Genomic DNA, 26229 nt, shown 5'->3' with positions numbered 1-26229 from the left:
GCGTGACGGGCGTTACTTGAGGCTGCCCGACAGGAAGCCGCGCAGGCGGTCGCTCTTCGGGTTCGCGAACACCTCGGCCGGCACGCCTTGTTCCTCGACGCGGCCCTGGTGCAGGAACATCACGTGGTTCGACACGTTGCGCGCGAAGCCCATCTCGTGCGTGACGACGATCATCGTGCGGCCTTCCTCGGCCAGCTTCTGCATCACCTTCAGCACTTCGCCCACCAGTTCCGGGTCGAGCGCGGAGGTCGGCTCGTCGAACAGCATCACGTCCGGATGCATCGCGAGCGCCCGCGCGATCGCCACGCGCTGCTGCTGGCCGCCGGACAAATGCGACGGATACTGCTTCTCGACGCGCGGCGCGAGGCCGACCTTCTCGAGATACTCGCGCGCACGCTCCTCGGCTTCCTTCTTCGGGATGCCGAGCACGTTCACCGGCGCTTCCATCACGTTCTCGATCACGTTCATGTGCGACCAGAGGTTGAAGTGCTGGAACACCATCGACAGCTTGGTGCGCACGCGCTGCAGCTGTTTCGAATCGGCCGCGCGCAGTGCGCCCGTCTTGTCGAGCGCGGTGCGCACTTCCTCGCCGTCGACGAAGATGCGACCCGCGTTCGGCTGCTCGAGGAAGTTGATACAGCGCAGCATCGTGCTCTTGCCGGAGCCGGACGAGCCGATCACGCTGATCACGTCGCCCGAGTTCGCCCTCAGCGACACGCCTTTGAGCACCTCGTTGTCGCCGTACCGCTTGTGGAGATCGTCGACGAAAAGCTTCTGGGTCTGGGAGTTCATTCGATAGTCCTGCGGAAACTTACTTGCCTTGCGGGCGCAGATACGCGAGCCAGCGGCGCTCGGCCTGGCGGAACAGCCACACGAGCGTGAACGAGATCACGAGGTAGAGCAGCGCGGCGATGCCGAACGCGTGGAACGACATGTAGGTCGCCGAGTTCACGTCGCGCGCGATCTTCAGGATGTCCGGCACGGTCGCGGTGAAGGCCACCGTCGTCGCGTGCAGCATCAGGATCACTTCGTTGCTGTACAGCGGCAGCGCGCGGCGCAGCGCCGATGGCAGGATCACGCGGCGATACATCGTGAACGGCGACATCCCGTACGCGCGCGCGGCTTCGATCTCGCCGTACGACGTCGCCTTGATCGCGCCCGCGAAGATTTCGGTGGTGTACGCGCAGGTGTTCAGCGTGAACGCGAGCAGCGTGCAGTGCATCCCGTCGCGGAAGAACGCATCGAGCATCGGCGTGCCGCGCACCGCCTGCAGGCTGTACAGGCCCGTGTAGCAGAGCAGCAGCTGCACGTAGAGCGGGGTGCCGCGGAACACGTACGTATACAGCCACACGGCGCCCGCCAGCCACTTCCGCTTCGACACGCGCGCGACGGCGAGCGGCACCGACAGGCAGAAGCCGAGGCCGATCGACACGACCAGCAGCCACAGCGTGATCGCGACACCGGTGATGCGATAGCCGTCGGTGTACAGATAGTTGCGCCAGTATTCTTGGATGAGTTCGATCATAGGTCAGCCTTGCGGACACCGGTCGAGTAGCGCTTTTCGAGCCACATCAGCACGAAGTTCGAGATCGTCGTGATGGCGAGGTAGACCGCTCCCGCGATCAGCGTGAAGAAGAAGAATCGCAGCGTGCCCTTGCCGGCGTCCTGCGACGCCTTCACGACGTCGGCCAGGCCGATGATCGACACGAGCGCGGTCGACTTCACGAGCACCTGCCAGTTGTTGCCGATGCCCGGCAGCGCGAAGCGCATCATCTGCGGGAACATGATCCGCGTGAATACTTGCCAGTTCGTCATCCCGTAGGCGCTGCCGGCCTCGAGCTGGCCGCGCGGCACCGACAGGAACGCGCCGCGGAACGTCTCGGTGAAGTACGCGCCGTAGATGAAGCCGAGCACGAGCACGCCGGCGAGGAACGGGTCGATGTCGATCTGGTCCCAGCCGAGCGCGTCGGTCGCCATGTTCAGCCAGATCTGCAGGCTGTAGAACAGCAGCAGCATCAGCACGAGATCGGGCACGCCGCGGATCAGCGTCGTGTAGACGGTGCCGACGCCGTTCGTCACGCGGTTGCGCGACAGTTTCGCGCCGGCGCCGAGCAGCCCCAGCAGGAACGACAGCGCAAGCGAAAGCACCGCCAGTTTGACGGTTTGCCAGGTGCCGGCGAGGATCAGCGGGCCGTAGCCTTGTAGAAACATATGGGGTCCCTGGTGTGGTCCCTGACGGCGCACGCGGTGCGCCGCGAAACACGCGTCCGCCAAGCTGCGCGGAACGCCCCGTGCGTATCATGACCGTCCGCCCCGGCAACGGTGCCGGGCCCGCCCGTCGCGCGAGCGACGGGCAAGGGGCGGGCGGCGCGTGGTTGACTGCCTGTACTGCCCGGACGCGGGGCCGCCCCCGCATCCGCTGCTGCTGCTTGGGCCGCGTTCAGCGGGCCGGCGCCGAATAGACGCTGAACGAGAAGTACTTGTGCGACAGCCGGTCGTAGGTGCCGTCCTTGTGCATGTCGGCCAGCGCCCGGTTGATCTTGAGCTTCAGGTCGGTATCTTCCTTGCGCAGGCCGATCGCGGTGCCGTCGCCGATCGTCTTCGGATCCTTCACTTCCGGCCCGGCGAACGCGAAGCCCTTGCCGCGCGGCGTGCGCAGGAAGCCGTAGTCGGCCTGCAGCTCGTCCTGCAGCGTCGCGTCGAGGCGGCCCGTGCCGAGATCGGTATAGACCTGGTCCTGGTTCTGGTAAGGAACGATCGTCACGCCCTGCGGTTCCCAGTACGCCTTCGCGTAGGTTTCCTGCGTCGAGCCCTGCTCGACGCCGACGCGCTTGCCCTTCAGCGACGCGACCGTCGGCAGCAGCGGCGAGCCGGTCTTCGCGATCATCCGTGCGGGTGCGTCGTACACCTTGTCGGAGAAGTCGATCTGTTCGCGACGCTTGTCCGTGACGGTCAGCGACGACACGATGACGTCGTACTTCTTCGCCTTCAGCGCCGGGATGATTCCGTCGAGATCCTGCGCCACCCACACGCATCTCACGTTGATCCGCTTGCAGATTTCCTTGGTGAGATCCACGTCGAAACCGACGATCTCGCCGCTCGGCGCGGTCGACTCGAACGGCGGGTAGCTGGCATCGACGCCGATCCGCACGGTCTTCCACTCCTTCGCGAAGGCGCTGCCCGCCACGAGGGCGAGGGCGGCGCACAGGGCGGCCTTCTTCATTTCCATCCTTCTGTTGCTGACTTTCCGGGGGCGCTCGCGGCCGGTCGAACCGGGCGCCGCGGCGTATTCTAGACGGCCAAAAATCGCCGATCGGCGCTCTGACGTTGGCGGCCGCCGGAACGGCGAACGCCAAAAGGGCGGTATTTTACCCGAACGCGATACCCGGAAAACGGCAATCCGGCACGGTCGACCGATTCCTCGAATCGGCTGTTGCGGTAATCGCGGTATTCGCAACGAATATTTCGGCAATTGGTTCCGCGGCTGCAACGATGCGGTGCGCGGGCGGCGGATTGTGGCGCGTTCGACGTCCCCCTACAGTGGAGGTAAACCCGAACAGAACATCTGCGCCCCCGAGCGTCCACCCCAATGTTCCAGATCCTGCGCGCCGAAGACCGCTGGCATACGCGCCACGGCTGGCTCGAATCGAGTCACAGTTTTTCGTCTGCCTGCCGCACCGCGCATGCGCCGGTGCGTCCGCCCGTCGGCGCGCTGTGCGTGCTGAGCGAGGATCTGATTGCGCCGACGCGCGGTTTCGGGATGCAGCCGCGCCGCGACGTGGAGATCGTCACCTACGTGCTGGATGGCGTGCTCGCGCACCGCGACAGCCTCGGCTGCGGCGCGATCGTCCGGACCGGCGGCATCCAGCGGATGAGCGCCGGCACGGGGCTCATGCACGGCGAAACCAACGCGTCGCGCGACCGCCCGCTGCATCTGCTGCAGATCTGGCTGCAGCCGGCCGAGCGGGGCGGGCGGCCCGGCTACGAGGAGCGGCGTTTCGCCGACGACGAGAAGCGCGGGCGCCTGAGGCTCGTCGCGGCGCCCGACGGCGGCGACGGCGCGCTGTCGATGCGGGCGGATGCCCGCATCTTCGCGGGGCTGATCGACGGCGACGAGACGACGGCGTTCGACGTGCCGGCCGGGCGCAGCGTCTACGTGCACGTGGCGCGCGGCGAGGTCGAGGTCAACGGCCGCGCGCTGGCCGCCGGCGACGGCGCGCGGATCGGCGGCGTGGACGCGGTGGCGTTCGCGCGCGGCCGGAGCGCCGAGGTGCTGCTGTTCGACGTCGCCTGAAACGAAAAAGGGGACGCAGGCCGATGCCTGCGTCCCCGTTCGGTGCCGCCGTGCGAGCGGCCCGCCGGCTTACTGCGCCGGCGCCGACGCGCCCTTGGCGGCCGCGCGATGCTGCTCCCAGCGCGCCTTCATCTTCTCGTGGCGCTGTTCCATCTTCGCGAACTGCTGCTTGAGCACGGTGCTGACCATCGTCTTCTGCTGGTCGTTCAGCCCGTTGTAGAACGTGAGCCACGCGGCGGACGTCTGCTCGCGCAGCTGCGCGTTCTGCGCTTCCGCCTGCTGGCGCGCCGAATGCATCGCGCTCAGGTCGAGGATCGGCTGGTTCTGCTGCGCCTTGAACTGCTCGCGCATCTGCTCGTGGCTCTTGCGCATCGCGTCACGGTTCTGCTTCATCGTATTGACGGCGGCTTGCCATTGCTGCTCCTGCGACGCATTGAGCTTTAGCTGGTCGTGCAGTTTCATGATCGCGCCGAACGGGCCGCCTTCGTGCCCGTCGTGCATCCGGTGCATGCCGGGGCCGCCCGGCGGCGGCATGTCGTCGGGCGGCGCGGCATGCGCGGTGCCGAATGCGAGAGCGAGCACGGTGGCGGCCGCGATGGCCACGCGGGAAGTCTTCTTATACATTTCAGAAACTCCTTGTATCCAAAGGGTCCGGCGATGCGGTGCCGGGAAAGTCGGGTACCGCATCCGGTAAGACGCAGGTTAGCGATGCAGGCTCCGACGGGTGTTACGCGGGGCGGCGACCCGGTTACCGCGCATTACAGTTCCCTTGCGCGGTAACCCGCAGTAACCCTTTCGCCCCTTTGTTTCGTTCTTCGACTCCGTCCTCGCGCGGTAAACTTCGAGCCATGACTACCCAGATCCTCATCGTCGACGACGACCAAGAACTCCGAGACCTGCTGCGCGACTATCTCGTGCGCCAGGGGATGGAAGTGTCCGTGCTGCACGACGCGGCGACGCTCGAGAAGCGCCTCGAGCGCGAGCGGCCCGACCTGATCGTGCTGGACCTGATGATGCCGGGCGTGGACGGCCTGACCGCGCTGCGCCAGCTGCGCGCGGCCGGCGACGACATCCCCGTGATCATGCTGACCGCGCGCGCGGACGACGTCGACCGCATCGTCGGGCTCGAGCTCGGCGCGGACGACTACCTCGGCAAGCCGTTCAACCCGCGCGAGCTGCTCGCGCGCGTGCAGGCCGTGCTGCGCCGCCGCCGCGCGACGCCGTCGGCGGCCGCGCCCGAACAGCGCGAGCCGTTCGCGTTCGGCCGCTTCCTGCTCGACTTCCAGGCGCGCACGCTGTCGGTCGACGGCAAGCCGGCCACGCTGTCGAGCAGCGAGTTCGCGCTGCTGAAGATCTTCGTGAACCACGCGCTGCGCACGCTCACGCGCGAGCGGCTGCTCGAGCTGCTGCACGGGCCCGAGTACGACGGCACCGACCGCGGCATCGACGTCCAGGTGTGGCGCCTGCGCCGCATCCTCGAAACGGATCCGTCGACGCCGCGCTTCATCCAGACGGTGCGCGGGCGCGGCTACGTGTTCGTGCCCGACGGCGAGGCCCATGCGCAAACCCATTGATTCGCTGTTCGGGCGGCTGGCGCTGCTCGTCGTTGGCGTCCTGCTCCTGTCGCACTTCGCGTGGTTCTTCGCGATGCGGCTCGAGCGCAACCAGATGCAGACGCGCTATGCGGTCGAGGAGGCCGCGTTCCTCGTCGACGCGGTGCGCCAGCACGTCGCGCGCACGCCCGACCAGCCGCTGCCGTCGCGCGTGCGGCTCGTGTCGCCGGACAGCGCCGACGTGCCGAAGGGCGGCGATGCGGGGCTGCCGCCGCCGCTGAAGCGATTCCGCGACGATGTGAGCGACCGGATGCCGCCTGGCACGCAGGTCGAGATCGGCACACCGGGCCATCCGCCCGTGCTGTGGGTGAAGGAGCCGGCCGACCGCAACTGGATCGTGGTGCCCGTGCAGCCGCTGCGGCCGCCGCGCTCGCTCGACCGGATGCTGCTGTGGCTCGGCACGATCTTCTCGGCCGGCGTGATCGCCGCGCTGTTCGCGGCCTGGCAGTTACAGCAGCCGCTGCGCTCGCTCGCTCGCGCGGTCGCGCGTTTCGGCCGCGGGCAGCCGGTGCCGCCGCTGCGCGAACGCGGGCCGCGCGAACTGCGCCAGCTCACGCACGGCTTCAACCAGATGGTCGAGCAGGTGTCGCAGGCCGACAGTGATCGCGCGGTGATGCTGGCCGGCGTCGCGCACGACCTGCGCACGCCGCTCGCGCGGATGCGCCTGCGGGCGGAAATGATGGACGACGCGCGGCTGCGCGACGGCGTCGTGCGCGACGTCGACTCGATGTCGCACATCGTCGACCAGTTCCTGGTGTTTGCGCATGGCGGGGCCGACCGCAGCGAGCCGGTGCCGGTCGATCACGCGTGCGAGCGGATCGCGCGCAGCTATCGCGCGGTCGCGCCGAACGCGCCGGCGGTCCAGACGCGGCTGGAGGCCGATCCCGGCTTCCGGCTGCCGACGGCGACGCTCGACCGGATCCTGTCGAACCTGCTGGACAACGCGCATGCGTACGGCGCACCGCCCGTACTCGTCGAGACGGCGCGCACGCCGGCCGGCTACGTGCTGTCGGTCAGCGACAGCGGCGGCGGCATCGCGCCGCGCGACCTCGCGGCCGCCACGCGGCCGTTCGTGCGGCTCGATCCCGCGCGCGGCGGGAACGGCCACAGCGGGCTCGGGCTCGCGATCGTCGAGCGGCTCGTGCTCAGGCTGGGCGGCGCATGCGACATCGGCAATCGCCCCGAAGGCGGCCTGCGCGTGTCGATGACGTTCCCGTTCGACGCCGTGCCGAAAGACGACGAATCCCACGCACAGGCCGCATGAGCGGGTGCGGCGCCTGCCCGGCCGGGCGGGCGCCGCGCGGCGTCATTCGCCGAACAGCGTGCCGAGCGTCTCGGCCGCGTTGCTGTCGATCGTGTTGTAGGTCACCGTGGTGGCCTCGAAGATATAGACGGTCGTATACCGGCCGAGGCGCTCCAGGATTTCCTCCTGCAGCGATTCCGGCACGACGTTCATGTTCAGGTACCACGCCGTGGACGACAGCCGCGTCTGGAACGACCCGTACTCCTGCATGAGTTCATAGAACGCGTCGGCATCCTGATCGCGACAGACGATCACCAAGTTTCCTGCCATTCCCTTCCTCCCGCTCGTCGGTCGATCCCCGGGGCCGGTCGACACGGCGCGCGTGCGTGTTGCGGCGACACGGCCGAACCGGACCCCGGGGGCTAGCCCCGATCATACCTGCTTCGCCGTATCCGGCTGCTGATCCCGGACACGGTTTGTGCCCGCGTGCGGGGGGGCGGGTTCACGGCCGGGCCGGATCACGGCATAATTCGGGCCTGCGTGCCGGCCGCCGGACTGCGGCCAGGCTGTTCCGTACCGCGCGCCCGCCATCCGTCCACGCGCCGGGCACGATCCATGCGTTGCCTGCGCCGTCCCCGGACGGTTGTACCTGAAATACAGGTTGGTGTAGTGTCGTGCCGTCGCGGCCCGGCTCGACCGGCCGCGGCAGCGCATGCACGCACGGCGCGCCGCGTGCGCGAGATCGCCAGTCAATCGAATTACCGCGCCCGTGCGCTTTGCCATGAATCAACATCGACTGCCGGCTTCGATCGGCCTTACCGGGGAGGGCGCCTGATGAACGTCGGATTCTTCAATCCGAACCGGACCGCCAACGCATCCGCGTGGCGCGTGTTGCCGAACCGGTGGGACTTCATCGCCTTTCCGCTGATCATCTGCCTGATCGCGATGGCGGTGGTCGGCTTTCACGAAACGCTGGCGCCGATCGGCGTGCTGCAGACGCAGAAGATCTCGCTCGATCCGTCGAACCTGCCCGAATATGCACTGCGCACCACGCTGCGGATGCTCGCCGCGATGGTCGCGTCGCTGGCGTTTACGCTCGTCTACGGCACGCTCGCGGCCAAGAGCCGCCGCGCGGGCATGGTGCTGATCCCGATCCTCGACATCCTGCAGTCGGTGCCGGTGCTCGGCTTCATCTCGTTTACGGTCACGTTCTTCCTCGCGCTGTTCCCGAGCCGCGTGCTCGGCGCCGAGCTGGCCGCGATCTTCGCGATCTTCACGAGCCAGGCGTGGAACATGACGTTCAGCTTCTACCAGTCGCTGCGCACGGTGCCGCGCGACCTGGACGAGGTGTCGCGCGGCTTCCACCTGACGTCCTGGCAGCGCTTCTGGAAGCTCGAGGTGCCGTTCTCGATGCCGGGCCTGATCTGGAACATGATGATGTCGATGTCGGGCGGCTGGTTCTTCGTCGTCGCGTCGGAGGCGATCACCGTCGGCAACCAGACGATCACGCTGCCGGGCATCGGCGCGTATCTCGCGCAGGCGATCGCGGACAAGAATTTCGGCGCGATCGGCTGGGTGATCCTGACGATGACGGTCGTGATCCTCGCGTATGACCAGTTCCTGTTCCGCCCGCTCATCGCGTGGGCCGACAAGTTCCGGATGGAAAACACCGCGTCGGGCGATGCGCCGCAATCGTGGCTGCTCGACCTCGTGCGCCGCACGCGGCTGATCCATCAGCTGCTCGTGCCGGCCGGCTGGTTCTTCGCGAAGGCCGCGCGGATCCCGCTGCGCCTGCCGCTGTCGGGCGCGATGCGCTTTACGCTGCCGCGCGTCGAGAAGAAGGCGTCGCGCACGGTCGACATCGCGTGGGCGGGGCTCGTGCTGCTCGGCACGGCCTATATCGTGTGGCGCGTCGTCAGCTTCGTCGCGACCGGCGTGACGATGGCCGAAGTCGGCCACGTGCTCGTGCTCGGGCTCATCACGCTGCTGCGCGTGGTCGTGCTGATCTCGATCGCGTCGCTGATCTGGGTGCCGATCGGCGTGTGGGTCGGGCTGCGTCCGAAGCTGGCCGAGAAGCTGCAGCCGCTCGCGCAGTTCCTCGCCGCGTTCCCCGCGAACCTGCTGTTCCCGGTGTTCGTGATCGTGATCGCGCGTTTCCACCTGAATGCGGACATCTGGCTGTCGCCGCTGATCGTGCTCGGTACGCAGTGGTATATCCTGTTCAACGTGATCGCCGGCGCGACGTCCTACCCGAACGACTATCGCGAAGCGGCGACCAACTTCCGCATCCGCGGCTGGCAGTGGTGGCGTCAGGCGATCCTGCCCGGCATCTTCCCGTACTACGTGACCGGCGCGATCACCGCCTCGGGCGGCGCGTGGAACGCGAGCATCGTGTCGGAAGCCGTACAGTGGGGCAGCACCCGGATCGAGGCGCATGGCCTCGGCGCCTACATCGCGCGGACCACCGCCGCCGGCGATTTCCCGAAGATCATCCTGGGCATCGCCGTGATGTCCCTGTTCGTCACCCTGTTCAACCGCCTGCTGTGGCGCCCGCTGTATGCCTTCGCCGAAGCGAAGCTGCGGCTCGACTGAGACCGATTGAGAGCGAAACGCGATGCACAATCCGAATGCTGTAAACGCCCCCGTCCAGACGTCCCAGCCGCCGCGCCTCGGTGAAGAAATCCTGCGCGTCGATCATGTCTGCCGCGGCTTCAACAAGACGCAGGGCGAGCTGCTCGTGCTCGACGACGCGAACCTGTCGCTGCGCGAAGGCGAGATTGTCGGCCTGCTCGGCCGCTCGGGCTCGGGCAAGTCGACGCTGCTGCGGATCATCGCCGGGCTGATCGAGCCGACCGGCGGCGAAGTGACCTATCTCGGCAAGCCGCTGCGCGGCCCGGCCGAAGGCGTCGCGATGGTGTTCCAGACCTTCGCGCTGTTCCCGTGGCTCACCGTGCTGCAGAACGTGGAGGCCGGGCTGGAAGCGCTCGGCGTCGGCGCGCGCGAGCGGCGCGAGCGTGCGCTCGCCGCGATCGACCTGATCGGTCTCGACGGCTTCGAGAACGCGTATCCGCGCGAGCTGTCGGGCGGGATGCGCCAGCGCGTCGGTTTCGCGCGCGCGCTCGTCGTCGATCCGACCATTCTGCTGATGGACGAGCCGTTCTCCGCGCTCGACGTGCTGACGGCCGAGACGCTGCGTACCGATTTGCTGGACCTGTGGACGCAGGGCCGCATGCCGATCAAGTCGGTGCTGATCGTCACGCACAACATCGAGGAAGCGGTGTTCATGTGCGACCGGATCCTCGTGCTGTCGTCGAACCCCGGCCGCGTGATCGCCGAGATCAAGGTGCCGTTCAAGCACCCGCGCAATCGTCTGGACCCGGCGTTCCGCAAGCTCGTCGACGACATCTACGCGAAGATGACCGCGCGGCAGACCGGCGAGGCGACGAAGAAGGGGCTCGAGCTCGGCAGCTGGCTGCCGCAGGTGTCGACCAACCTGATGGCCGGCCTGATCGAGACGCTCGCGATGGCGCCGTACCACGGCCGCGCGGACATGCCGGAAATCGCACGCACGCTGCATCTGGAAGTCGACGACCTGTTCCCGATCGCGGAAGTGCTGCAGTACCTCGGCTTCGCGGACGTGCGCGAAGGCGACGTGTTCCTGACGCCGCCGGGGCGCGTGTTCGCGGAATTCGGCACGCAGGAGCGCAAGCTGATGTTCGCGGATCACCTGCTGAAGCACGTGCCGCTCGCCGCGCGGATCAAGAAGGTGCTGAACGAGCGCCCGGGCCATCGCGCGCCGCGCGTGCGCTTCGAGCAGGAGCTCGAGGATTTCCTGTCGGACGGCGCGGCCGAGGAAACGCTCGACGCGGTGATCGACTGGGGCCGTTACGGCGAGATCTTCTCGTACAACGACCAGACCGAGATCTTCAGCCTCGAGGACGTCGAGTCCTGATGTTGACAGGGCGATTCCTGCACGTCCCGCTGGAGTCGCCCGGATGCCCCCAAGCGGGTTGATTCGGCCGCTGCGGGCCAAGGGCCCGTGGCCCGCCCTGGCGTTCGCAATGGGCGCCGGTCCCCATGGACACCCGCCTGGCGGATCGTGCTCCTGCCGGAAGCGCCGCGGATGGCGTTCGCCGAGGATGTCGCGCCCGGTTTCACGCTTCGGCGCTCACGCTTCGTTCACTTTCGCCGCCGTCCTCCCCCTTCAACGCGCGTTTAATGCCGGATCGGTGCGGTGTGCTTCAATCGGCGCGCGAGCGCGCCCGCCCGTCAGCAACTGATATCGGGGATCGCTCAATCGATCGACAGCGGCCGTTTTTCGGCGCCGACTACTAAATGCCGAGAAGCGCTTATGAATTTCCCTACGGTTTGATATATTTGGCGCCACCAAGGCGGCTGAGAGCGCCTTGGTGGTGCGATAGCGTCCAGATCGCGACGGGTCCGCCCGACAAAAAAAGAACGAGGTTAATGATGAGTTTCGCAGCAAACGGAAACCCTGACGGAATGGGAGGGGGCGGTGCGGCCTTGGCCGGCGGTTTGAGCAACCTGGGTTCGCTTGCCGGCATGGCGGGCCAACTGGGCGCGCTGACCGGTATGCCGGGCGCGGGGCTGCTGGGCGGTGCCGCGAGCGCGGTGGTCAGCTGACTGAAACCCATCTCGACCTGCTTTCCCATCGCAACAACATCGAACCGCAGGAAATCGTCGGGCAGCGAGTCAAGATCACGCTCGAGCCGCAGAGCCGCAATTTCAGTCTGACGCGCGTCGTGACGTCGGCGGCGGATACCGAGACGAAACGATATTTCGACGGTTACGTTGCGTCGTTCGGTCGCGTCGGAAAATCGGGTTCGGTGACCCGCTATGAAATGTCGGTCGTTCCGTGGTTCTGGTTTCTCACGCGCTCGACCGATTGCCGGATTTTCCAGAACCAGACGCCGCAGGACATCCTGAGCGACATTTTCCGCGAGATGGGTTTTTCGGATTTCGAGTTCACGATGCAGGGCGAACGTCCGAAACTCGAATACATCGTCATGTACGATGAGTCGTACTACAGTTTCTGCTCGCGCCTGATGGAGCAGGAAGGGCTGATCTGGACGATCCGCTACGAACAGGACAAGCACATCCTCATGATCGGCGACACCAACGCGGTGTTCCAGCCGATTCCGAACCTGAAGACCGTTCCGTACGAAGCCAGCAGCGCCGCCAGCGAGCAGAACGGCATCGATCGATGGGACGAGGCGTTCAGTTTCCGCGTCGGCAAGATCACGTACCGGGACTTCAACTACAACCAGCCGTCTTCGCAACTGATGCATGTCGAGGTGCCGACCGTCAATCTGAAGCACCCGAACATCCAGACGACCGAGCGTTACCAGTTCCATTCGCTGTATGACCACGGCGACGACGGGCAGCGGTACGCGTGCTACGCGATGGAAGCGGAAGAAGCGCTCGCGCATCGTTTCAACGGCGCCGGTCATGCGCACGGGATGACGACGAGCGGGCGCTTCACGCTGGTCAATCACGGCACGTCCGCCTACAACAACAAGGATTTCGTGATCCTTCGCGTGCGTCACCAGGTGGCGAACGACTATACCCAGCAGACGTCGAAACTGCCGTACCACAACACGTTTACGTGCCTGCCGATCGACATTCCGTTCAGGCCCGAGCGGCGTACGCCCAAGCCGCACATGCAGGGTACGCAGTCGGCGATCGTGGTCGGGCCGAATCAGCGCGGTATCGAAATTTACCGGGAAGTCGCCGACGGAAATCGAAGGGTTCTACAAGCAAATGAACGATCAAGGTGCAACGTATCAGGATCTTATCGGCAAGGCAGTCGATAAGCATGGTCTGACGCCAGACGAAGCGCACGGGATATTTGGTTACACGACGAATCTATTCTATCGGGACCTGAATGAGACACTGTTGGCGGGTGGTAGCCCGGAAGCAGAGGGATTGAGTTCTATCATTCAGTCGGGTCTCGACAAGATGCCAAATTCGTCTCCGACGCAATATCGAGGATGGCGTCTGGGAGATACTGATGCGGTGGCGGAATTCGATGCAAGGTTTGCTGAGGGGAAAACGGTTGAGTCAAATTTCTGGTCGACTGCACCATCCGAAGGTGACGCTTATGTTGGCGACCGGAATGTTGTTATTTATACAGATAAGGCGAAAGATATTTCGGATCTTGCGTTCGGAGTACATTACCACGGTCTGATCGGGAAGCCGGTTTATTCATCAGAAACGGTGATACCTCCAGGTGTGAAGTTTGAGGTGGTAGGGGTGGATGAATTCGGACGAGTTATTTTGGAGAAATTGTGATGTTGAAGCGGGACAGACTACCTTACTCCTCGCTACCTTCAGCATTGAGAGTGTTGATTCCCGAGGCAATTTTTTTGAAGGCGTTCGAGAATGCAGAGTCTCAAACGATCGTCGTTTGGTATTCCGACTCGAAAATCGGCAGTCAGCATGAGGTCGAATATTCGTCAAAATTGGGGCGTTTTCTGTCACGCAGCGAGCGTGAAGCGCGATTTCCTGCGGAGCGGGAGATTGTTCTGCGGGACGGGATCCGAGTCAAAGTAGGCAATAGACTTGGGGTCCATACCGACGTTCGCTATGAGACGTATACGGCATACGATCCAATTACGTCGTCGAAGCTTGCAGTTGGGGAGCAGATGTTCTTCATGCGGTTTCTTGCTGAAGTCGAGACCGTCGTTCGGCAAGCAATCGAAAAAGCGAAGTTTCCAAGTACTTATGCTGGGTGGAGTCCACTCGAGCGCATTCGCTATTGGGTCGGCGTGCTGTATCGTGCGCGGCGCCAGACCGGGGAGTCGGGCATTAATGAGGATGAGGCCTTCCAGCCTTCTTTGTTGAAGCAGATGAGAGCTGTGGATCCTGGGGTCGATGCCATTCTCGCGGCGGTCCTTGCCGAGTTGAGCCGCATGGAGATGATCAGCCCAGACGTCATGCGGGCCGCGTTTAATCAACGTACGGGCGCATCGATTTGATCGCCCGGCGGATAAGCATGTTGGATGGTCGGTATACCCAGGTTCGCACGAAATTTTCTATGGTTAAGTTGAATGACCGATAAGAATCCCGATTTTTCACCGATGCGCATGCGGGCACGCGGATTCGTGTCGCAGGGGCGCATCGAGGATGCGCTTGGACTGTACGGCGACATCCTGAAAGTGGCCCCGGAAGACGCGGCGACGTATGCCGATCGCGGCACGACCTTCGCGATGATCAAGAAGACGGATCTCGCGCTGAACGATCTGAACCGGGCCATCGAGCTGGGGTACACGGACCCATCGGCGTATTGCACGCTCGCGACGATTTACCTCGAAGGCGGCGCCTACCAGAAGTCGCTCGATTACTTCGACAAGGCGCTGAAGCTCAATCCCGACCAGCCTTTCGTCTATTTCAATCGCGCCAGGGCATACGAGACGCTGGGCGATATCAATGCGTCGATCGCCGATCTCGAGCGATGCCTGACTTACAACCCGGACGATGCGCTGTCCGCGAAGATCAAGGAAAGGGTGGCGCAGCTTCGCGCGCGTCTGTAACCACGGCAGGTCGCGAGCACGCAGAGCGCCACGGGCGCCGCGCACGATGACGCGCGGCGCATCGCGCGATTACTGCAAATTCCCCCACCGATCAACGGCCGGCTCCGCCGACGCCCATTTCCAGTGCGTGCCTTGCTGGCACGCATTCGCGAAATACCAGTCGGCCTTGTCGCCGTCCTTCACCGAGAACGCGAATTCCTTGCACAGCGCGAGCGCCGACGAGTACGCGCGCGTGACGCGCACTTCGCCTTCGCCGTTTTCGAGCGGCAGCGTGTTCTTCACCTTCCACGGCTTCACTTCGCCGACGGCGAGACTGCCGGCCGTCTTTGCGATCGCGTCCTGCTGGTTCTGATGGAGCTGCTTCATCGTGCGGTTGACGGCTTCGTCGGTCGCGGCCTGCACGGCAATGCCGACGCCGACGCCGACCGCCGGGTTCGCGGTGACGAGGCCGGTCGCCGCGCCGGCCAGCGCGCCGCTGGCGGCGCCGACCGACCCGCAGCCCGACAGCGCGACCGTCGCCGCGCACAGCGCGCCGATCGCCGCGATACGGATCGCGACGCTCATTGCAGCGCGCCCCAGCGTTCGGTCGCCGGTTCCGCCGATGCCCATTTCCACACGGGCCCGTCGCGGCAGATCGTGGCGACGTAGAACGCCGATTGCGCGGCCTTGTCGGCCTTCGCCGGCGTATCGACCGCGAACACGATTTCCTTGCAGTCGAGCGGACCGACGCTGATCAACCGGCTGACCGTCACGCGGCCCTGCTCGTCGTCCTCGATCGGGAACGAATGGTGCGTCGACCACGGCGCGACACCGCCGACGTCGAGCGGCCCGGCCGCCTTCGCGATCTGCTCCTGCGTGTAGCGGTGCGCGACGCGTTGCGAGTACTGGACGCCGGCGCGCGCGCCGGCGACAGCGCCGAGGCCGATGCCCGTCGCGACGGCGGCATTGTTGGTGACCTTGGAGGCGATCGCGGCGCCCGCGATACCGGCGCCGGCCGTCGCGCCTTCGCTGTACAGCGAATTGCAGCCGGACAGCAGTGCGGCCGTGGCGATCACGGCCAGCACGACGCGCGCCGGCGTGGCCCGGCGCGGCGATTCGAAACGAATGTTCATCCCTGAGTGCAAGTCCTGTCTGGGTGAGCGGCGGCGCGTGCACGCCCTGATGCCGCGTCATTGTTTCGCAATTGTCATAGGAAAACTGCAAAGCTTTGACAAATCGCCGTGCGGCGCGCCGCGTGCGCGCGGGCGGCGTTATTGTCGGATAGATGATCGGCGAGGGGTCGAAACGTTACAAATTGAAGGTAATTGTTACCTTCGGATGCGATCAAGCGACCTAGACTGTTTTGCTATGGAATGTTTCTACGACGGCCTCGAGCCGCGCCGCATATGAGACACCCAACCATGCGCCGTTCGAAACGGTTGTCACCCCGGCCCCCCGTCGCGGCGGCCGACCATCCGGAAGTGCCGCCGCGTCCGCGGACCGACGCGCCTTCGGCACCGCCTGCGGGCGCGCCGGACGAGACACCGTCGGACGGCGATCACAACCAGGGCGGTGCTCGCCCGGAAGGGCTCGACTATCAACGCGACCTCGGTCAGGAGCAGGACGCTTGATACGGTCGTCGCCGCATTCCATCGCCGTATTTCATTGCAATTCTCGGAACTGAGTCGCCGCGCGGCCGCCTTCGGGCCGCCGCGCCTGCTTTGGCGTGCGTCGCGCGCCAGCCAATCGAATCGAGGAGGGGAAGTCGCATGAGCAGATTGATCGTGGTATCGAATCGTGTCGCCGCCGGCGAGGACACGCGCCCAAGCGCGGGCGGCCTGGCCGTCGGCGTGATGGACGCGCTGAAGGAAACGGGCGGCGTCTGGTTCGGCTGGAACGGCGAGATCGTCGGGGCGCCGGATGCCGAGCCCGCGATCCAGCGGGACGGCAACGTGACGTATGCGACGGTCGGGCTGACCCGGCGCGACTACGACCAGTACTACCGCGGCTTCTCGAACGCGACGCTGTGGCCGGTGTTCCATTACCGCGGCGATCTCGCGCGCTTCGATCGGCAGGAGTACGCCGGTTATCTGCGCGTGAACGCGATGCTCGCGAAGCAGCTCGCCGCGCTGCTGCGTCCGGACGACTTGATCTGGGTGCACGACTACCACCTGCTGCCGTTCGCGCACTGCCTGCGCGAGCTCGGCGTGAAGAACCCGATCGGCTTCTTCCTGCACATCCCGTTTCCGTCGCCCGACATGCTGCGCCTCGTGCCGCCGCACGAGGAACTCGTGAAGTTCATGTGCGCGTACGACGTCGCGGGCTTCCAGACCGACGCCGACAAACAGGCGTTCACCGACTACATCGAGCGGCGCGGCATCGGCGCGGCGAGCGAGGACGGGATGCTGCACGCGCATGGCCGCGTCGTGAAGGTCGCGGCCTATCCGATCGGCGTGCATCCCGACGCGATCGCGCAGGCGGCCGTCCAGTACGGCACGCGCAAGCCGGTGAAGATGCTGCGCGAGGCGCTCGGCGACCGCAAGCTGGTGATGAGCGTCGACCGCCTCGATTACTCGAAGGGGCTCGTCGAGCGCTTCCAGTCGTTCGAACGGATGCTCGCGAATGCGCCGGGCTGGCAGGGGCGCGTGTCGCTGCTGCAGATCGCGCCGCCGACGCGTTCCGACGTGCAGACCTACCAGCACATCCGCGAAACGCTCGAAGGCGAGGCCGGCCGCATCAACGGCCGCTTCTCGCAACTCGACTGGACGCCGATCCAGTACCTGAACCGGAAGTACGAGCGCAACCTGCTGATGGCGTTCTTCCGGATGTCGCAGGTCGGCTACGTGACGCCGTTGCGCGACGGGATGAATCTCGTCGCGAAGGAATACGTCGCGTCGCAGGATCCGGCCGATCCGGGCGTGCTCGTGCTGTCGGAGTTCGCGGGCGCGGCAGCCGAGCTGACCGGCGCGCTGCTCGTCAATCCGTACGACCTGTCGCAGATGGCCGAGGCGCTCGAACGTGCGCTATCGATGCCGCTCGCGGAGCGGCAGGCGCGTCATGAGGAGAATCTCGCGCGGTTGCGCGAGAACGACCTGTCGGTGTGGCGCGACACGTTCGTCGCCGACTTGCGCAGTGTCGCCGCGGCGGCGTCGGTCACGCAGCGCGCGGGCCGGCGGGTCGCGCATGCGTGAGTGCGCGCCGGGCGCCGGCAGCGACGAAGAAACGGCAGGCGATACGGCCGGCCGTTTCTTCGTCGTGACGGGCGGCCCCGGTTCGGGCAAGAGCACGTTGCTCGATGCGCTCGAGCGCGCCGGGTTCGCACGCTCGCAGGAAGCCGGACGCGGCGTGATCCGCGACCAGATGGCCGTCGACGGTCCAGCACTGCCGTGGCGCGACCCGGCAGCGTTCGCCGAGTTGATGCTGGGCTGGGAGATGCGGTCCTACCATCTCGCGCGGCAGGCGCGCGGGCCGGTGTTCTTCGACCGCGGCGTGCCGGACGTGATCGGCTATCTGAAGCTGACCGGATTGGCGGTACCCGCGCACGCGGAAGCCGCGGCGCGGCGTTTCCGCTATCACCGGCGCGTGTTCATCGCGCCGCCTTGGCCCGACATCTATGCGCAGGACGCCGAGCGTCGGCAGGATTTCGCGGAAGCGGTGCGCACCCATGACGCGATGGTCGAGTGCTATACGTCGTACGGCTATCGGTTGATCGAGTTGCCGCGCGTGAGCGTGAAGGCGCGCGTGCGCTTCGTGATGGACGCGCTCGACGCCGCATGACGCCCGACGCGGGTGCGGCGCACGACGGTGTCAGGCCGCCGTGTCCGGCCGCGGCGACGCGATGCGCAGCAGGCTGACGACCGCGGCCACCGCCGCGAACACCGTGGCGACATAGAGTGCGATCGTCGGTCCGCGGTCGGGCGCGAGCCCGAAAATCAGCGCGACCAGCGCGGCGCCGAGCGTCTGACCGGTCAGGCGCGCGGTGCTCAGCATGCCGCCGGCGCCGCCGCTGCGCTCGCGCGGCGCCGACGACAGCATCGCGCGGTTGTTCGGCGACTGGAACAGCCCGAAGCCCGCGCCGCACAGCGCCATCCGCCACACGATGTCGACCGTGCCCGGGTGCGCGCCGATCGTCGCGAGCGACAGCAAGCCGGCGGCGAACAGCGCCAGCCCGATCCCGCCGAGGATGCCGGCCGAATAGCGGTCCGACAGCACGCCCGCGAGCGGCGCGGCGAACACGATCACGAGCGGCCACGGCGTCATGTAGAGGCCCGTCTCGACCTGTGAGAAACCGAGTGAATTCTGCAGCCAGAACGGCAGCGCGACGAACGCGAGCATCTGCGACGTGAACGACGCCGTCGACGTGTAGACCGACAGCGCGAACATCGGGATGCGCATCAGGTCGACCGGCAGCAGCGGCGCCAGCTGCGACAACTGGCGCTTCACGAAGAAGTAGCCGACCACGAATGCGACGGCCAGTTCGGCCGCGACGTACGCATGACTTTCGCCGTGACCGAGCCCGTCGACGGCCGTGATCAAGAGGCCGAACACGCAGGCGTTCATCAGCGCGCTCGCGAAGTCGTACGGCGCGTCGTGCAGCGGGTTGGCCGGCAGCGCGCGCACGCTGCCGAGCACGGCCGCGATGCCGATCGGCACGTTGACCGCGAACAGCCACGGCCACGACGCGAACGACAGGATCGCGGACGCGACCGTCGGCCCGATCGCCGACGACAGCGCGACCACCATCGCGTTGAGCGACAGCCCGCGCCCCAGCATCGACGACGGGTAGATCATTCGCACGAGCGCCGCGTTGACGCTCATGATGCCGGCCGCGCCGAACCCCTGGATCACGCGCATCACCGCCAGCATCGGCAGCGAGCCGGCGAGCGCGCAGCCCAGCGATGCCGCGGTGAACAACGCGAGGCCGGCGATGTAGACGCGGCGATAGCCGATGCGTTCGCCGAGCGACGCGAGCGGCAGCAGCGTGATCGTGACCGCGAGCTGGTACGCGTTGACGATCCAGATCGACGCGGCGTCGGACGCGTGCAGGTCGCGCGCGATAGTCGGCAATGCGACGTTCGCGATGGCGCCGTCGAGCACGGCGAGCGTGATGCCCAGGGCGACGCAGACGATCGCCCAGTAGCGTTGCGGAAGCGGCAGGCCGGTATCGGCGTTCATGACGGGAGCGAGAGCGTGGTTGTCCGCGCGCCCGCGGGCCGGTTGCGTGCGCAACCATGTGCAGGGGCGGCGGCGATGAACGGCCCGGCCGGCGCGGCTGCGCCGGAACGGGGCCGGTCGAGTGTATCACCGGGCCGCATCGCGCGACGCCAGGTCGCGCGGGGGCCTGCTGGCGCGCGCATTCAGCCTTCGAAGTCGAGGCCGCCGAGCCGCACGAGCGGGTCGGCCTGCGTGCGCGACGCGAGATCGATGTCGCGTGCGCTTTGCCATGCGCTCAGCTTTTTCGGCAACGCGGCGAGATAGTGCTCGAAGCGCTGCGGGCCGTCCGGCTCCATCAGCCGCTCGATTTCGTCGGTGTCCCAGGTCAGTTCCAGGTTCAGCGGATACACGAAGCCGCTCACGTGCTCGTGCGGCGCGCTGCGGATCTGCACGCGCGTCGGGTGCCCGTGCCCGCCATAGGGGACGACGTCGGTCTGAACGTGATCGGCGAAGAATGCGGCGATCGCCTGCGCGATGCGCGGTGCGAATTCGGTATCGAAACGGCGGGCGGTTTCGGGCTGCATGAAGGCGTCTCCTGTCTGCCGAAAATCGTAGCACGGCGACGACGCGTTTCGGCGCGAGCGATACCGGTAATCGCGCGTTACCACTTGCTGCATCTATTACGGCCGCGTCCCGCCACAATGCATCGCATCCAGTACCACTTCGCGTGGGAGTCCATCATGAAAAAGATTGCCGCAGTGTGTGTCCTTGCCGGTTCGCTCGCGGTCGCGGGCCCGGCGTCCGCGCACGGCCGCGATGGCGGCGCCGTCATCGGCGCATTGATCGGCGGCGCGGTGCTCGGCGCGATCGTGACGTCCGCGATGAATCCGCCCGTCGCGTATCAGGCGCCCGCGTACCAGGCGCCGGCCTATCAGCCGCCGACGTACTACCAGGCGCCCGCGTACCAGCAGCCTGCCTACCCGACGTATCAGCAGGCGCAGTACCAGGACGACGGCCCGAACTATTGCTACGACCGTTACCAGCGCGCGTACGTGTGCGGGGCGCCGGTGCAGGGCGGCTACGCGCGGCCTGCCGGCTGGTGAGCGCGCGCGGGTTTCGGGCCGGTTGGCCGTTACCCGTCGATGCTCGCTTCGCCGGGCCGGACGACGAAAGGCCCTCGCTCGATGCGAGGGCCTTTGTCTTTTTGTGCGGCCGGTTCGTTGGCCGGAGCGATGCGCCGCCGGCCTTCGGCGCGCCGTGCGCGGATACAAACGGTTGCAATTGCGCGTCAGTGGCGATGACCGCCGCCACCGCCGCCTTCGTTCCAGTCGCCGCGGTGTCCGCCGCCGCGGCCCCAGCCGTTGCCGCGGTTGCCGCGATCGCCGCGATCGCCGTCCCAGCGATGGTAGTCGCGGCGGCCGCGATCCCAGTCGCGTCCGCCGCCACCGCCCCAGATATTGACCGTGCCGTACACGGGGGACGGCGCGTACGCATAGCCGGGATCGGAATAGTAAGGCTGCCCGTAGCCGTATCCGGCGTCCGGGGCGACGACGCAGCCGGCCAGCAGGGTGGCGACGCCGGCGGCAGCAATGAGCTTCAGCATGATGTTCTCCGTTGGTTCCGCTATAAGTACCGCGCCCGGGGATTGCCGGCTGTTTGCAATTGTGTCGCCAAATTACAGCCTCGTAAGGTCGTGTGACGAAAGTGTTAGCATCGGGGGCTCATTTGTTTTTCAGGAGCACATCAATGAAATTCGCGATCCGGGCCGCGCTGGCCGCCTTCTGCGTGACAACCGCCGCCGCATGCGCGGCCGCGCCGGCTTCCGCGCCCGCCGTGTCGGCCGAGTCGATCAAGATGTTTCCGCAGGCGGCGACCGGCCAGCAGCGCGTCGTGATCGCGCTGCCCGCGCTCGAGAACGAGGGCGACGCGCGCGTCGAGCTGATGATCGGCAAGACGCTGCAGACCGACTGCAACCAGCAGTGGTTCGGCGGCGAGCTGACTGCCGAGGACGTGAAGGGCTGGGGCTATACGTACTACCGGCTCACCGACGTGAAGGGGCCGGCGTCGACACTGATGGCGTGCCCGGGCCAGGCGCCGCAGCAACGGTTCGTGCAGGTGCGCAGTGACGGTCAACTGCTGCGCTACAACAGCCGTCTGCCGCTCGTCGTGTATGTACCGGACGGTTTCGACGTGCGCTATCGCGTGTGGCATGCGTCGAAAGACGTGCAGCAAGCGGCGAAGCAGTAATCTTTCCTTTCGGCGGTGTCCTGCCGCTACCTATACACCGGCCGCGCTGCTCGTGCCGACGAGCGCCGGCCATGCGGCCAGCGCGGCCTGTGCGACGGCCTCCAGATCGCGGCGGCTCGCGCCGTCGCGCGCCTGGATCGACATGCCCTGCTGAACCGTCACGTAGTAGCGCGCGATCGCGTCGAGGTTCGCGTGCGTTGATATTTCGCCTGCCGCGACGCCTTGCACGAGGCGTTCCCGCAGCGCGTCGACCGTGCCCTCGCGCATCGCGATCAACGTTTGCCGGACCATATCGGAACGTTCGGCCGGATGCAGCGCCGACAGCACGATCAGGCAGCCGGCCGGCTTCGAGCGCCGCGTGAACACGCGTGCGGTATCCATCAGGTAACTCTGCACGGCGTCGCGCGCGCTGGCCGCCCGTTCGACACCGCCCCAGATTTCTCGCCCCTCGGTTGCGCGGTAATGCTCGAGCGCTTGCCGGAACAACGCTTCCTTGCTGCCGAAGGCCGCATACAGGCTCGGCGACGCGATGCCCATCGCGGCCGTCAGGTCCGTCATCGACGCGCCTTCGTAGCCGAGACGCCAGAACACCTCCATCGCGCGATCCAGCGCCGCTTCCTTGTCGAAGCTTCTCGGTCGGCCTCGTTCAGCCATTGCGTCCATTCCTTCGTCGATATCTGTATCGATCGATAAAATAAATCAATTGACTGTGCGGCGCAACTTCCCACATTCTGTGTCGGTTGTTACATAAATGAGGAAAGGAACCGACATGAATCGACTCCAGGGCAAGCGTGCACTCATCACGGGCGGCAGCCGCGGCATCGGCGCGGCGATCGCGAAACGGCTGGCGGCTGACGGCGCGGACGTGGCGATCACGTATGAAAAATCGGCCGAGCGGGCGCAGGCCGTCGTCGCCGGCATCGAGGCGTTGGGCCGTCGCGCCATCGCGATCCAGGCCGACAGCGCGGATCCGGTGGCCGTGCGCAACGCGGTCGATCGTGCCGCGGAAGCGTTCGGCGGCCTGGACATTCTCGTCAACAACGCGGGGATTTTCCGGGCCGGCGCGCTGGACGACCTCACGCTCGACGATATCGACGCGACGCTGAACGTGAACGTGCGCGCGGTGATCGTCGCGTCGCAGGCGGCGGCGCGGCATCTCGCGGAAGGCGGGCGCATCGTGTCGACCGGCAGTTGCCTCGCGACACGCGTGCCCGATGCGGGGATGAGCCTCTATGCGGCGAGCAAGGCCGCACTGATCGGCTGGACGCAGGGGCTCGCGCGCGATCTCGGCTCGCGCGGCATCACGGTCAACATCGTGCATCCGGGTTCCACCGATACCGATATGAACCCCGCCGATGGCGAGCATGCCGATGCGCAACGTTCGCGGATGGCGATTCAGCAGTACGGCAAGGCCGACGACGTGGCTGCGCTCGTGGCGTTTGTCGTCGGGCCGGAAGGGCGGTCGATCAATGGGACCGGGTTGACGATCGACGGCGGCGCGAACGCGTAAAGACCGATGCCCGGCGTGAGTAGGCCGGGTAACGGCGCGCTCGTTGTTCGTCGTGGTTCGTTATTGGCAGCCGAGGCGCACGTGCTCGGCTTCCAGGTCGGCCCGTTTGTCGTACGCGTGCAGTTCGTTGCGCGGCTTGCCGTCCGGGCCCATGCCGCGCACGACTCGGTGGCCGCGGTCGGGCGAGTGCGTGAGCGCATCGATGCCGGCGGCCAGTTCCCGGCACCGCGCGTCGGGAGAGGTGCTTTCCGGGCGAGGGGCTGCCGAGGCAGTGACGTTGGCGATGCCCGGGCTGACGTAGCGTTGCTTGGCAGGCGCCGTGCCGGTGTCGGCGGCGTTGGCCGTGGCGGTTATCGCTGAAAGCGCGGCGAGCGCCGCGATCGTTCGAATCATTCGAGAAGTCCGTGTGCTGAACCGAAGAAGGTTCGGAATTCTACGCAATGTTCGCTGCATGTCCTCGGAGAATGGACGAGATGCGATCGCGTGTCGCACGTCGCGGTGAACGGTCGACTACCCATCTTCGTGTGCGGCGCCGCATGCGCGGCAATATCCCCCAGACAGCAAAAAGCCCGCTTGCTTTCGCAAAGCGGGCTTCGGCATTTGGTTGCGGGGGTAGGATTTGAACCTACGACCTTCGGGTTATGAGCCCGACGAGCTGCCAGACTGCTCCACCCCGCGGCGCGAAGTGTACTTCGGGTTGATACGGGGAGTCAATCGATTCCTGCGACGACGGGTCGATGCCATATCGGGCCCGTTCCTTGAAACGACTGCGGCGCAGTGAAGCCGATGCGTAAAGCCGCAAATTTTTCATACTCGCCACAATATTCGCGCGCCTGAAACGTCTTCAGACGCATGGAACCGCCACCCACTTCGCAAACGATGACCGACCCAGACCGCGACATCACTGCGACAGTGATGCGTGAACGAACGAGGCTAGGGAATTTCATTCGGCGCCGGATCCGCGACCCGGACGATGCCGAGGACGTTCTGCAGGATGTGCTTCACGAATTCGTACAGGCTTATCGGCTTCCGGCGCCAATCGAACAGGCGAGCGCGTGGCTGTTCCGTACCGCGCGTAATCGCATCATCGATGGCTTTCGCAAGAAGAAGGAGCAGCCGCTGGCCGATCTGCTCGATGCCGATGATGACGCGGACAGCGAGTATCGCCTGGATCTCGCGCTACCGTCGCACGATGCCGGCCCTGAAGCGCTCTACGCTCGCACGCTGTTGCTCAAGGCGTTGCAGGATGCTCTCGACGAATTGCCGGCGAATCAACGCGAGGTTTTTATCGCGCACGAACTGGAAGGGCGGTCCTTCAAGGAGATGGCCGCGGAAAGCGGCGTCACGCTCAATACGCTGCTTGCGCGCAAACGATATGCGGTTCTGCATCTGCGTGCGCGACTGCAACCGATTTATGACGAACTGGATATCTAGAGGAGTCGACGGATGAATTTTCGAATCAGATGTGCGGGCAAGGCGCTGCTCGTGGTGGTCGCCATCGGCGTGCTCGGGTGGGTCGTCATGATGCTGTGGAACTGGGTGATGCCGGGGTTATTCGTCGGTGCCCGGACGATTGATTTCGCCCATGCGCTGGGGCTACTTGTATTGAGCCGCATCCTGTTCGGCGGATTCCGCGGACACCGCGGCTGGCACGGCCGGCGTCACTGGCGGAAGTGGGAAGCCATGACGCCCGAAGAACGCGAGCAATTCCGGGCCGCATGGCGATCGCGCGGCAAGCGGCCTACCGAGGAGTGAACATGCGCGAGAAATCAACAGTCGACTGCAAGCAGAAGGCGGGCGTGATTGCGCCGGTCGTCAATCTGAAACGTTGCGAAGGGAAGGGGGATTGCGTGACCGTTTGCCCTGAAGACGTGTTCGAGATCCATCGCATCGATCAGGCCGATTATCTCGATCTTGGTTTGATGCATCGGTTGAAGCTGCGCGTGCATGGGATGAAAGTCGCGTATACGCCGAATGCGGACGCGTGCCGGTCCTGCGGGCGTTGCGTGACGGCGTGTCCTGAGCGCGCAATCACGCTTGCTCGAAGGGCATAGCGTCGTCCGTTCGCGCCGATGGTGGAACGGCGGCTCGGGGAGCCTGGCGGCGGATTGGCGATCGCTGGATACGCCGTCCCAGTGATCAACCTCATCAGGGAAGGGGTTCAGGGCTTCCTCGGATTCCCGATCAGCCCGGATAGCGAAAACTTGTAGAGGCGCGACATGGCAGGCGAAGAGCTGACCATCGCTGCAACGATTTGGGACCGCCGGGCGGTGTTTTCGTACTTGCTGGGTTGCCGTGCCAGCCTGCAGCCTGGGGATGATGTTGATGACGGATGGGGCCGAGCATCGATCTAGATCGGATGCGGACGGTTGGATGTGACGGGCAGCAACCACCAGTTGGATACGCATTGCTTCTTTGAGCGACGTGACCCTTCGAGAGACGGACAGCGGCTTGCAAGAAGCTATGTCTATGGAAGGGACGCGCTTTGGGTGCTCTTCTTCGCATAGCTTTCAATTGGCACGATTAGCGAAGCAATTGACAATCTTTCTGCCATGAAAGGTTCGGTACATTTGCGTGCCAGCCTGTCAATTTTGGTTAAATGAGGCCTATGTACATGCAGGTGCTGCGCCAATCTC

General features: G+C 65.8%; 30 protein-coding genes, 1 tRNA gene and 1 pseudogene. 18 read left to right on the top strand and 14 right to left on the bottom strand.

Annotation, left to right across the window (positions count from 1 at the left end; genetic code table 11):
- Window positions 1–12: 12 nt before the first annotated feature.
- The 4 genes from HWX76_RS16780 to HWX76_RS16765 form a co-directional block, all read right to left on the bottom strand.
- Entirely contained in the window at window positions 13–792 is a 780-nt protein-coding gene (locus tag HWX76_RS16780; protein ID WP_176016068.1) for an ABC transporter ATP-binding protein, read from the bottom strand.
- A gap of 19 nt (window positions 793–811) precedes the next feature.
- Window positions 812–1525 (bottom strand): ABC transporter permease, encoded by a 714-nt coding sequence (locus HWX76_RS16775; protein ID WP_050012017.1) that lies wholly within the window; start codon window positions 1523–1525, stop codon window positions 812–814.
- On the bottom strand, window positions 1522–2211 hold the full coding sequence (gene hisQ / locus HWX76_RS16770; protein WP_006489645.1) for a histidine ABC transporter permease HisQ: 690 nt from the start codon (window positions 2209–2211) through the stop codon (window positions 1522–1524). Before hisQ ends, HWX76_RS16775 begins: the two co-directional genes overlap by 4 nt.
- Window positions 2212–2440: 229 nt before the next feature.
- Entirely contained in the window at window positions 2441–3223 is a 783-nt protein-coding gene (locus HWX76_RS16765; RefSeq protein WP_124554794.1) for an ABC transporter substrate-binding protein, read from the bottom strand.
- A gap of 366 nt (window positions 3224–3589) precedes the next feature.
- On the opposite strand from HWX76_RS16765, the gene HWX76_RS16760 reads away from it, so the two are divergent.
- Complete coding sequence (locus HWX76_RS16760; RefSeq protein ID WP_089488724.1) at window positions 3590–4294, top strand: pirin family protein; 705 nt, start codon at window positions 3590–3592, stop codon at window positions 4292–4294.
- Between the two features lie 69 nt (window positions 4295–4363).
- On the opposite strand, the gene HWX76_RS16755 is transcribed toward HWX76_RS16760, so the two are convergent.
- Window positions 4364–4918: a periplasmic heavy metal sensor gene (locus HWX76_RS16755; protein WP_050012014.1), complete on the bottom strand. Its 555-nt coding sequence runs from the start codon at window positions 4916–4918 to the stop codon at window positions 4364–4366.
- 224 nt (window positions 4919–5142) lie between these two features.
- On the opposite strand from HWX76_RS16755, the gene HWX76_RS16750 reads away from it, so the two are divergent.
- Both HWX76_RS16750 and HWX76_RS16745 read left to right on the top strand, forming a co-directional pair.
- A complete protein-coding gene (locus HWX76_RS16750) occupies window positions 5143–5868 on the top strand; it encodes a response regulator (RefSeq protein ID WP_006493394.1) in 726 nt (241 codons plus the stop codon).
- Window positions 5852–7171 carry an ATP-binding protein gene (locus HWX76_RS16745; RefSeq protein ID WP_050012013.1) on the top strand — a complete coding sequence of 440 codons (1320 nt, stop codon included), beginning with the start codon at window positions 5852–5854 and terminating at the stop codon, window positions 7169–7171. Before HWX76_RS16750 ends, HWX76_RS16745 begins: the two co-directional genes overlap by 17 nt.
- 42 nt (window positions 7172–7213) lie before the next feature.
- Here HWX76_RS16745 and HWX76_RS16740 read toward each other — a convergent pair whose 3' ends face one another.
- Window positions 7214–7480, bottom strand: coding sequence for a hypothetical protein (locus HWX76_RS16740; protein WP_011545926.1), 267 nt, complete (start codon window positions 7478–7480; stop codon window positions 7214–7216).
- Window positions 7481–7984: 504 nt separating this feature from the next.
- Here HWX76_RS16740 and HWX76_RS16735 point away from each other — a divergent pair.
- From HWX76_RS16735 to HWX76_RS16710, 6 genes and pseudogenes are all read left to right on the top strand, one after another.
- The gene (locus HWX76_RS16735) at window positions 7985–9742 is read left to right on the top strand and encodes an ABC transporter permease subunit (protein ID WP_050012012.1); all 1758 of its coding nucleotides are present in this window, start codon (window positions 7985–7987) and stop codon (window positions 9740–9742) included.
- Between the two features lie 22 nt (window positions 9743–9764).
- Window positions 9765–11102, top strand: a complete 1338-nt coding sequence (locus HWX76_RS16730) for a nitrate/sulfonate/bicarbonate ABC transporter ATP-binding protein (RefSeq protein ID WP_006755837.1) — start codon at window positions 9765–9767, stop codon at window positions 11100–11102.
- A gap of 518 nt (window positions 11103–11620) precedes the next feature.
- Window positions 11621–12915, top strand: a pseudogene (locus HWX76_RS16725) (type VI secretion system Vgr family protein); the annotation flags it as partial.
- A 16-nt stretch (window positions 12916–12931) separates the two neighbouring features.
- The gene (locus tag HWX76_RS16720) at window positions 12932–13462 is read left to right on the top strand and encodes a hypothetical protein (protein ID WP_176016067.1); all 531 of its coding nucleotides are present in this window, start codon (window positions 12932–12934) and stop codon (window positions 13460–13462) included.
- A complete protein-coding gene (locus tag HWX76_RS16715) occupies window positions 13462–14148 on the top strand; it encodes a hypothetical protein (RefSeq protein ID WP_050017460.1) in 687 nt (228 codons plus the stop codon). Before HWX76_RS16720 ends, HWX76_RS16715 begins: the two co-directional genes overlap by 1 nt.
- A gap of 72 nt (window positions 14149–14220) precedes the next feature.
- Window positions 14221–14703: a tetratricopeptide repeat protein gene (locus HWX76_RS16710; RefSeq protein ID WP_050017461.1), complete on the top strand. Its 483-nt coding sequence runs from the start codon at window positions 14221–14223 to the stop codon at window positions 14701–14703.
- Window positions 14704–14772: 69 nt separating this feature from the next.
- On the opposite strand, the gene HWX76_RS16705 is transcribed toward HWX76_RS16710, so the two are convergent.
- The gene (locus HWX76_RS16705) at window positions 14773–15267 is read right to left on the bottom strand and encodes a hypothetical protein (RefSeq protein WP_050017462.1); all 495 of its coding nucleotides are present in this window, start codon (window positions 15265–15267) and stop codon (window positions 14773–14775) included.
- Window positions 15264–15815 carry a hypothetical protein gene (locus tag HWX76_RS16700; protein ID WP_176016066.1) on the bottom strand — a complete coding sequence of 184 codons (552 nt, stop codon included), beginning with the start codon at window positions 15813–15815 and terminating at the stop codon, window positions 15264–15266. Before HWX76_RS16700 ends, HWX76_RS16705 begins: the two co-directional genes overlap by 4 nt.
- 288 nt (window positions 15816–16103) lie before the next feature.
- On the opposite strand from HWX76_RS16700, the gene HWX76_RS36690 reads away from it, so the two are divergent.
- The 3 genes from HWX76_RS36690 to HWX76_RS16690 all read left to right on the top strand — a co-directional run bounded on the left by HWX76_RS36690 (window position 16104) and on the right by HWX76_RS16690 (window position 18459).
- Window positions 16104–16313 carry a hypothetical protein gene (locus HWX76_RS36690; protein WP_080334377.1) on the top strand — a complete coding sequence of 70 codons (210 nt, stop codon included), beginning with the start codon at window positions 16104–16106 and terminating at the stop codon, window positions 16311–16313.
- A gap of 138 nt (window positions 16314–16451) precedes the next feature.
- The gene (gene otsA, locus HWX76_RS16695; RefSeq protein ID WP_050017464.1) at window positions 16452–17873 is read left to right on the top strand and encodes an alpha,alpha-trehalose-phosphate synthase (UDP-forming); all 1422 of its coding nucleotides are present in this window, start codon (window positions 16452–16454) and stop codon (window positions 17871–17873) included.
- Window positions 17866–18459 (top strand): AAA family ATPase, encoded by a 594-nt coding sequence (locus HWX76_RS16690; RefSeq protein WP_089488721.1) that lies wholly within the window; start codon window positions 17866–17868, stop codon window positions 18457–18459. The genes otsA and HWX76_RS16690 overlap by 8 nt, the downstream gene beginning before the upstream one ends.
- Window positions 18460–18489: 30 nt before the next feature.
- Here HWX76_RS16690 and HWX76_RS16685 read toward each other — a convergent pair whose 3' ends face one another.
- Together HWX76_RS16685 and HWX76_RS16680 are read right to left on the bottom strand one after the other, a co-directional pair.
- The gene (locus HWX76_RS16685) at window positions 18490–19857 is read right to left on the bottom strand and encodes an MFS transporter (RefSeq protein WP_176016065.1); all 1368 of its coding nucleotides are present in this window, start codon (window positions 19855–19857) and stop codon (window positions 18490–18492) included.
- Between the two features lie 182 nt (window positions 19858–20039).
- Window positions 20040–20420, bottom strand: coding sequence for a DUF5594 family protein (locus HWX76_RS16680; RefSeq protein WP_050017467.1), 381 nt, complete (start codon window positions 20418–20420; stop codon window positions 20040–20042).
- A 117-nt stretch (window positions 20421–20537) separates the two neighbouring features.
- Between HWX76_RS16680 and HWX76_RS16675 the strand changes: the two genes are divergently transcribed.
- A complete protein-coding gene (locus HWX76_RS16675) occupies window positions 20538–20939 on the top strand; it encodes a hypothetical protein (protein WP_050017468.1) in 402 nt (133 codons plus the stop codon).
- A gap of 185 nt (window positions 20940–21124) precedes the next feature.
- Here the strand turns inward: HWX76_RS16675 and HWX76_RS16670 are convergent, their stop codons facing one another.
- The gene (locus HWX76_RS16670; protein WP_050017469.1) at window positions 21125–21439 is read right to left on the bottom strand and encodes a hypothetical protein; all 315 of its coding nucleotides are present in this window, start codon (window positions 21437–21439) and stop codon (window positions 21125–21127) included.
- 143 nt (window positions 21440–21582) lie between these two features.
- Between HWX76_RS16670 and eco the strand changes: the two genes are divergently transcribed.
- Window positions 21583–22083, top strand: coding sequence for a serine protease inhibitor ecotin (gene eco, locus HWX76_RS16665; RefSeq protein WP_089488719.1), 501 nt, complete (start codon window positions 21583–21585; stop codon window positions 22081–22083).
- A gap of 30 nt (window positions 22084–22113) precedes the next feature.
- Here the strand turns inward: eco and HWX76_RS16660 are convergent, their stop codons facing one another.
- The gene (locus HWX76_RS16660; protein WP_050017471.1) at window positions 22114–22737 is read right to left on the bottom strand and encodes a TetR/AcrR family transcriptional regulator; all 624 of its coding nucleotides are present in this window, start codon (window positions 22735–22737) and stop codon (window positions 22114–22116) included.
- Window positions 22738–22852: 115 nt separating this feature from the next.
- Here HWX76_RS16660 and HWX76_RS16655 point away from each other — a divergent pair, with 115 nt between their 5' ends.
- Complete coding sequence (locus HWX76_RS16655; protein ID WP_176016064.1) at window positions 22853–23593, top strand: SDR family NAD(P)-dependent oxidoreductase; 741 nt, start codon at window positions 22853–22855, stop codon at window positions 23591–23593.
- 60 nt (window positions 23594–23653) lie between these two features.
- Here the strand turns inward: HWX76_RS16655 and HWX76_RS16650 are convergent, their stop codons facing one another.
- Together HWX76_RS16650 and HWX76_RS16645 are read right to left on the bottom strand one after the other, a co-directional pair.
- On the bottom strand, window positions 23654–23986 hold the full coding sequence (locus HWX76_RS16650; RefSeq protein WP_050017473.1) for a hypothetical protein: 333 nt from the start codon (window positions 23984–23986) through the stop codon (window positions 23654–23656).
- 208 nt (window positions 23987–24194) lie between these two features.
- Window positions 24195–24271, bottom strand: a tRNA-Met gene (locus HWX76_RS16645).
- A 174-nt stretch (window positions 24272–24445) separates the two neighbouring features.
- On the opposite strand from HWX76_RS16645, the gene HWX76_RS16640 reads away from it, so the two are divergent.
- Genes HWX76_RS16640 through HWX76_RS16630 form a run of 3 tightly spaced genes read left to right on the top strand, consistent with a single transcriptional unit; the run spans window position 24446 to window position 25647 of the window.
- Window positions 24446–25027, top strand: coding sequence for a sigma-70 family RNA polymerase sigma factor (locus tag HWX76_RS16640; RefSeq protein ID WP_124593617.1), 582 nt, complete (start codon window positions 24446–24448; stop codon window positions 25025–25027).
- A 12-nt stretch (window positions 25028–25039) separates the two neighbouring features.
- The gene (locus tag HWX76_RS16635) at window positions 25040–25348 is read left to right on the top strand and encodes a hypothetical protein (protein ID WP_059576549.1); all 309 of its coding nucleotides are present in this window, start codon (window positions 25040–25042) and stop codon (window positions 25346–25348) included.
- A 2-nt stretch (window positions 25349–25350) separates the two neighbouring features.
- The gene (locus HWX76_RS16630) at window positions 25351–25647 is read left to right on the top strand and encodes a 4Fe-4S binding protein (RefSeq protein ID WP_124631382.1); all 297 of its coding nucleotides are present in this window, start codon (window positions 25351–25353) and stop codon (window positions 25645–25647) included.
- The last annotated feature ends 582 nt before the right edge of the window (window positions 25648–26229 follow it).

Source organism: Burkholderia sp. BCC0398 (assembly GCF_902833245.1).
Lineage (GTDB): Bacteria > Pseudomonadota > Gammaproteobacteria > Burkholderiales > Burkholderiaceae > Burkholderia > Burkholderia sola.
This window is presented reverse-complemented; position numbering and strand designations above follow the sequence as displayed.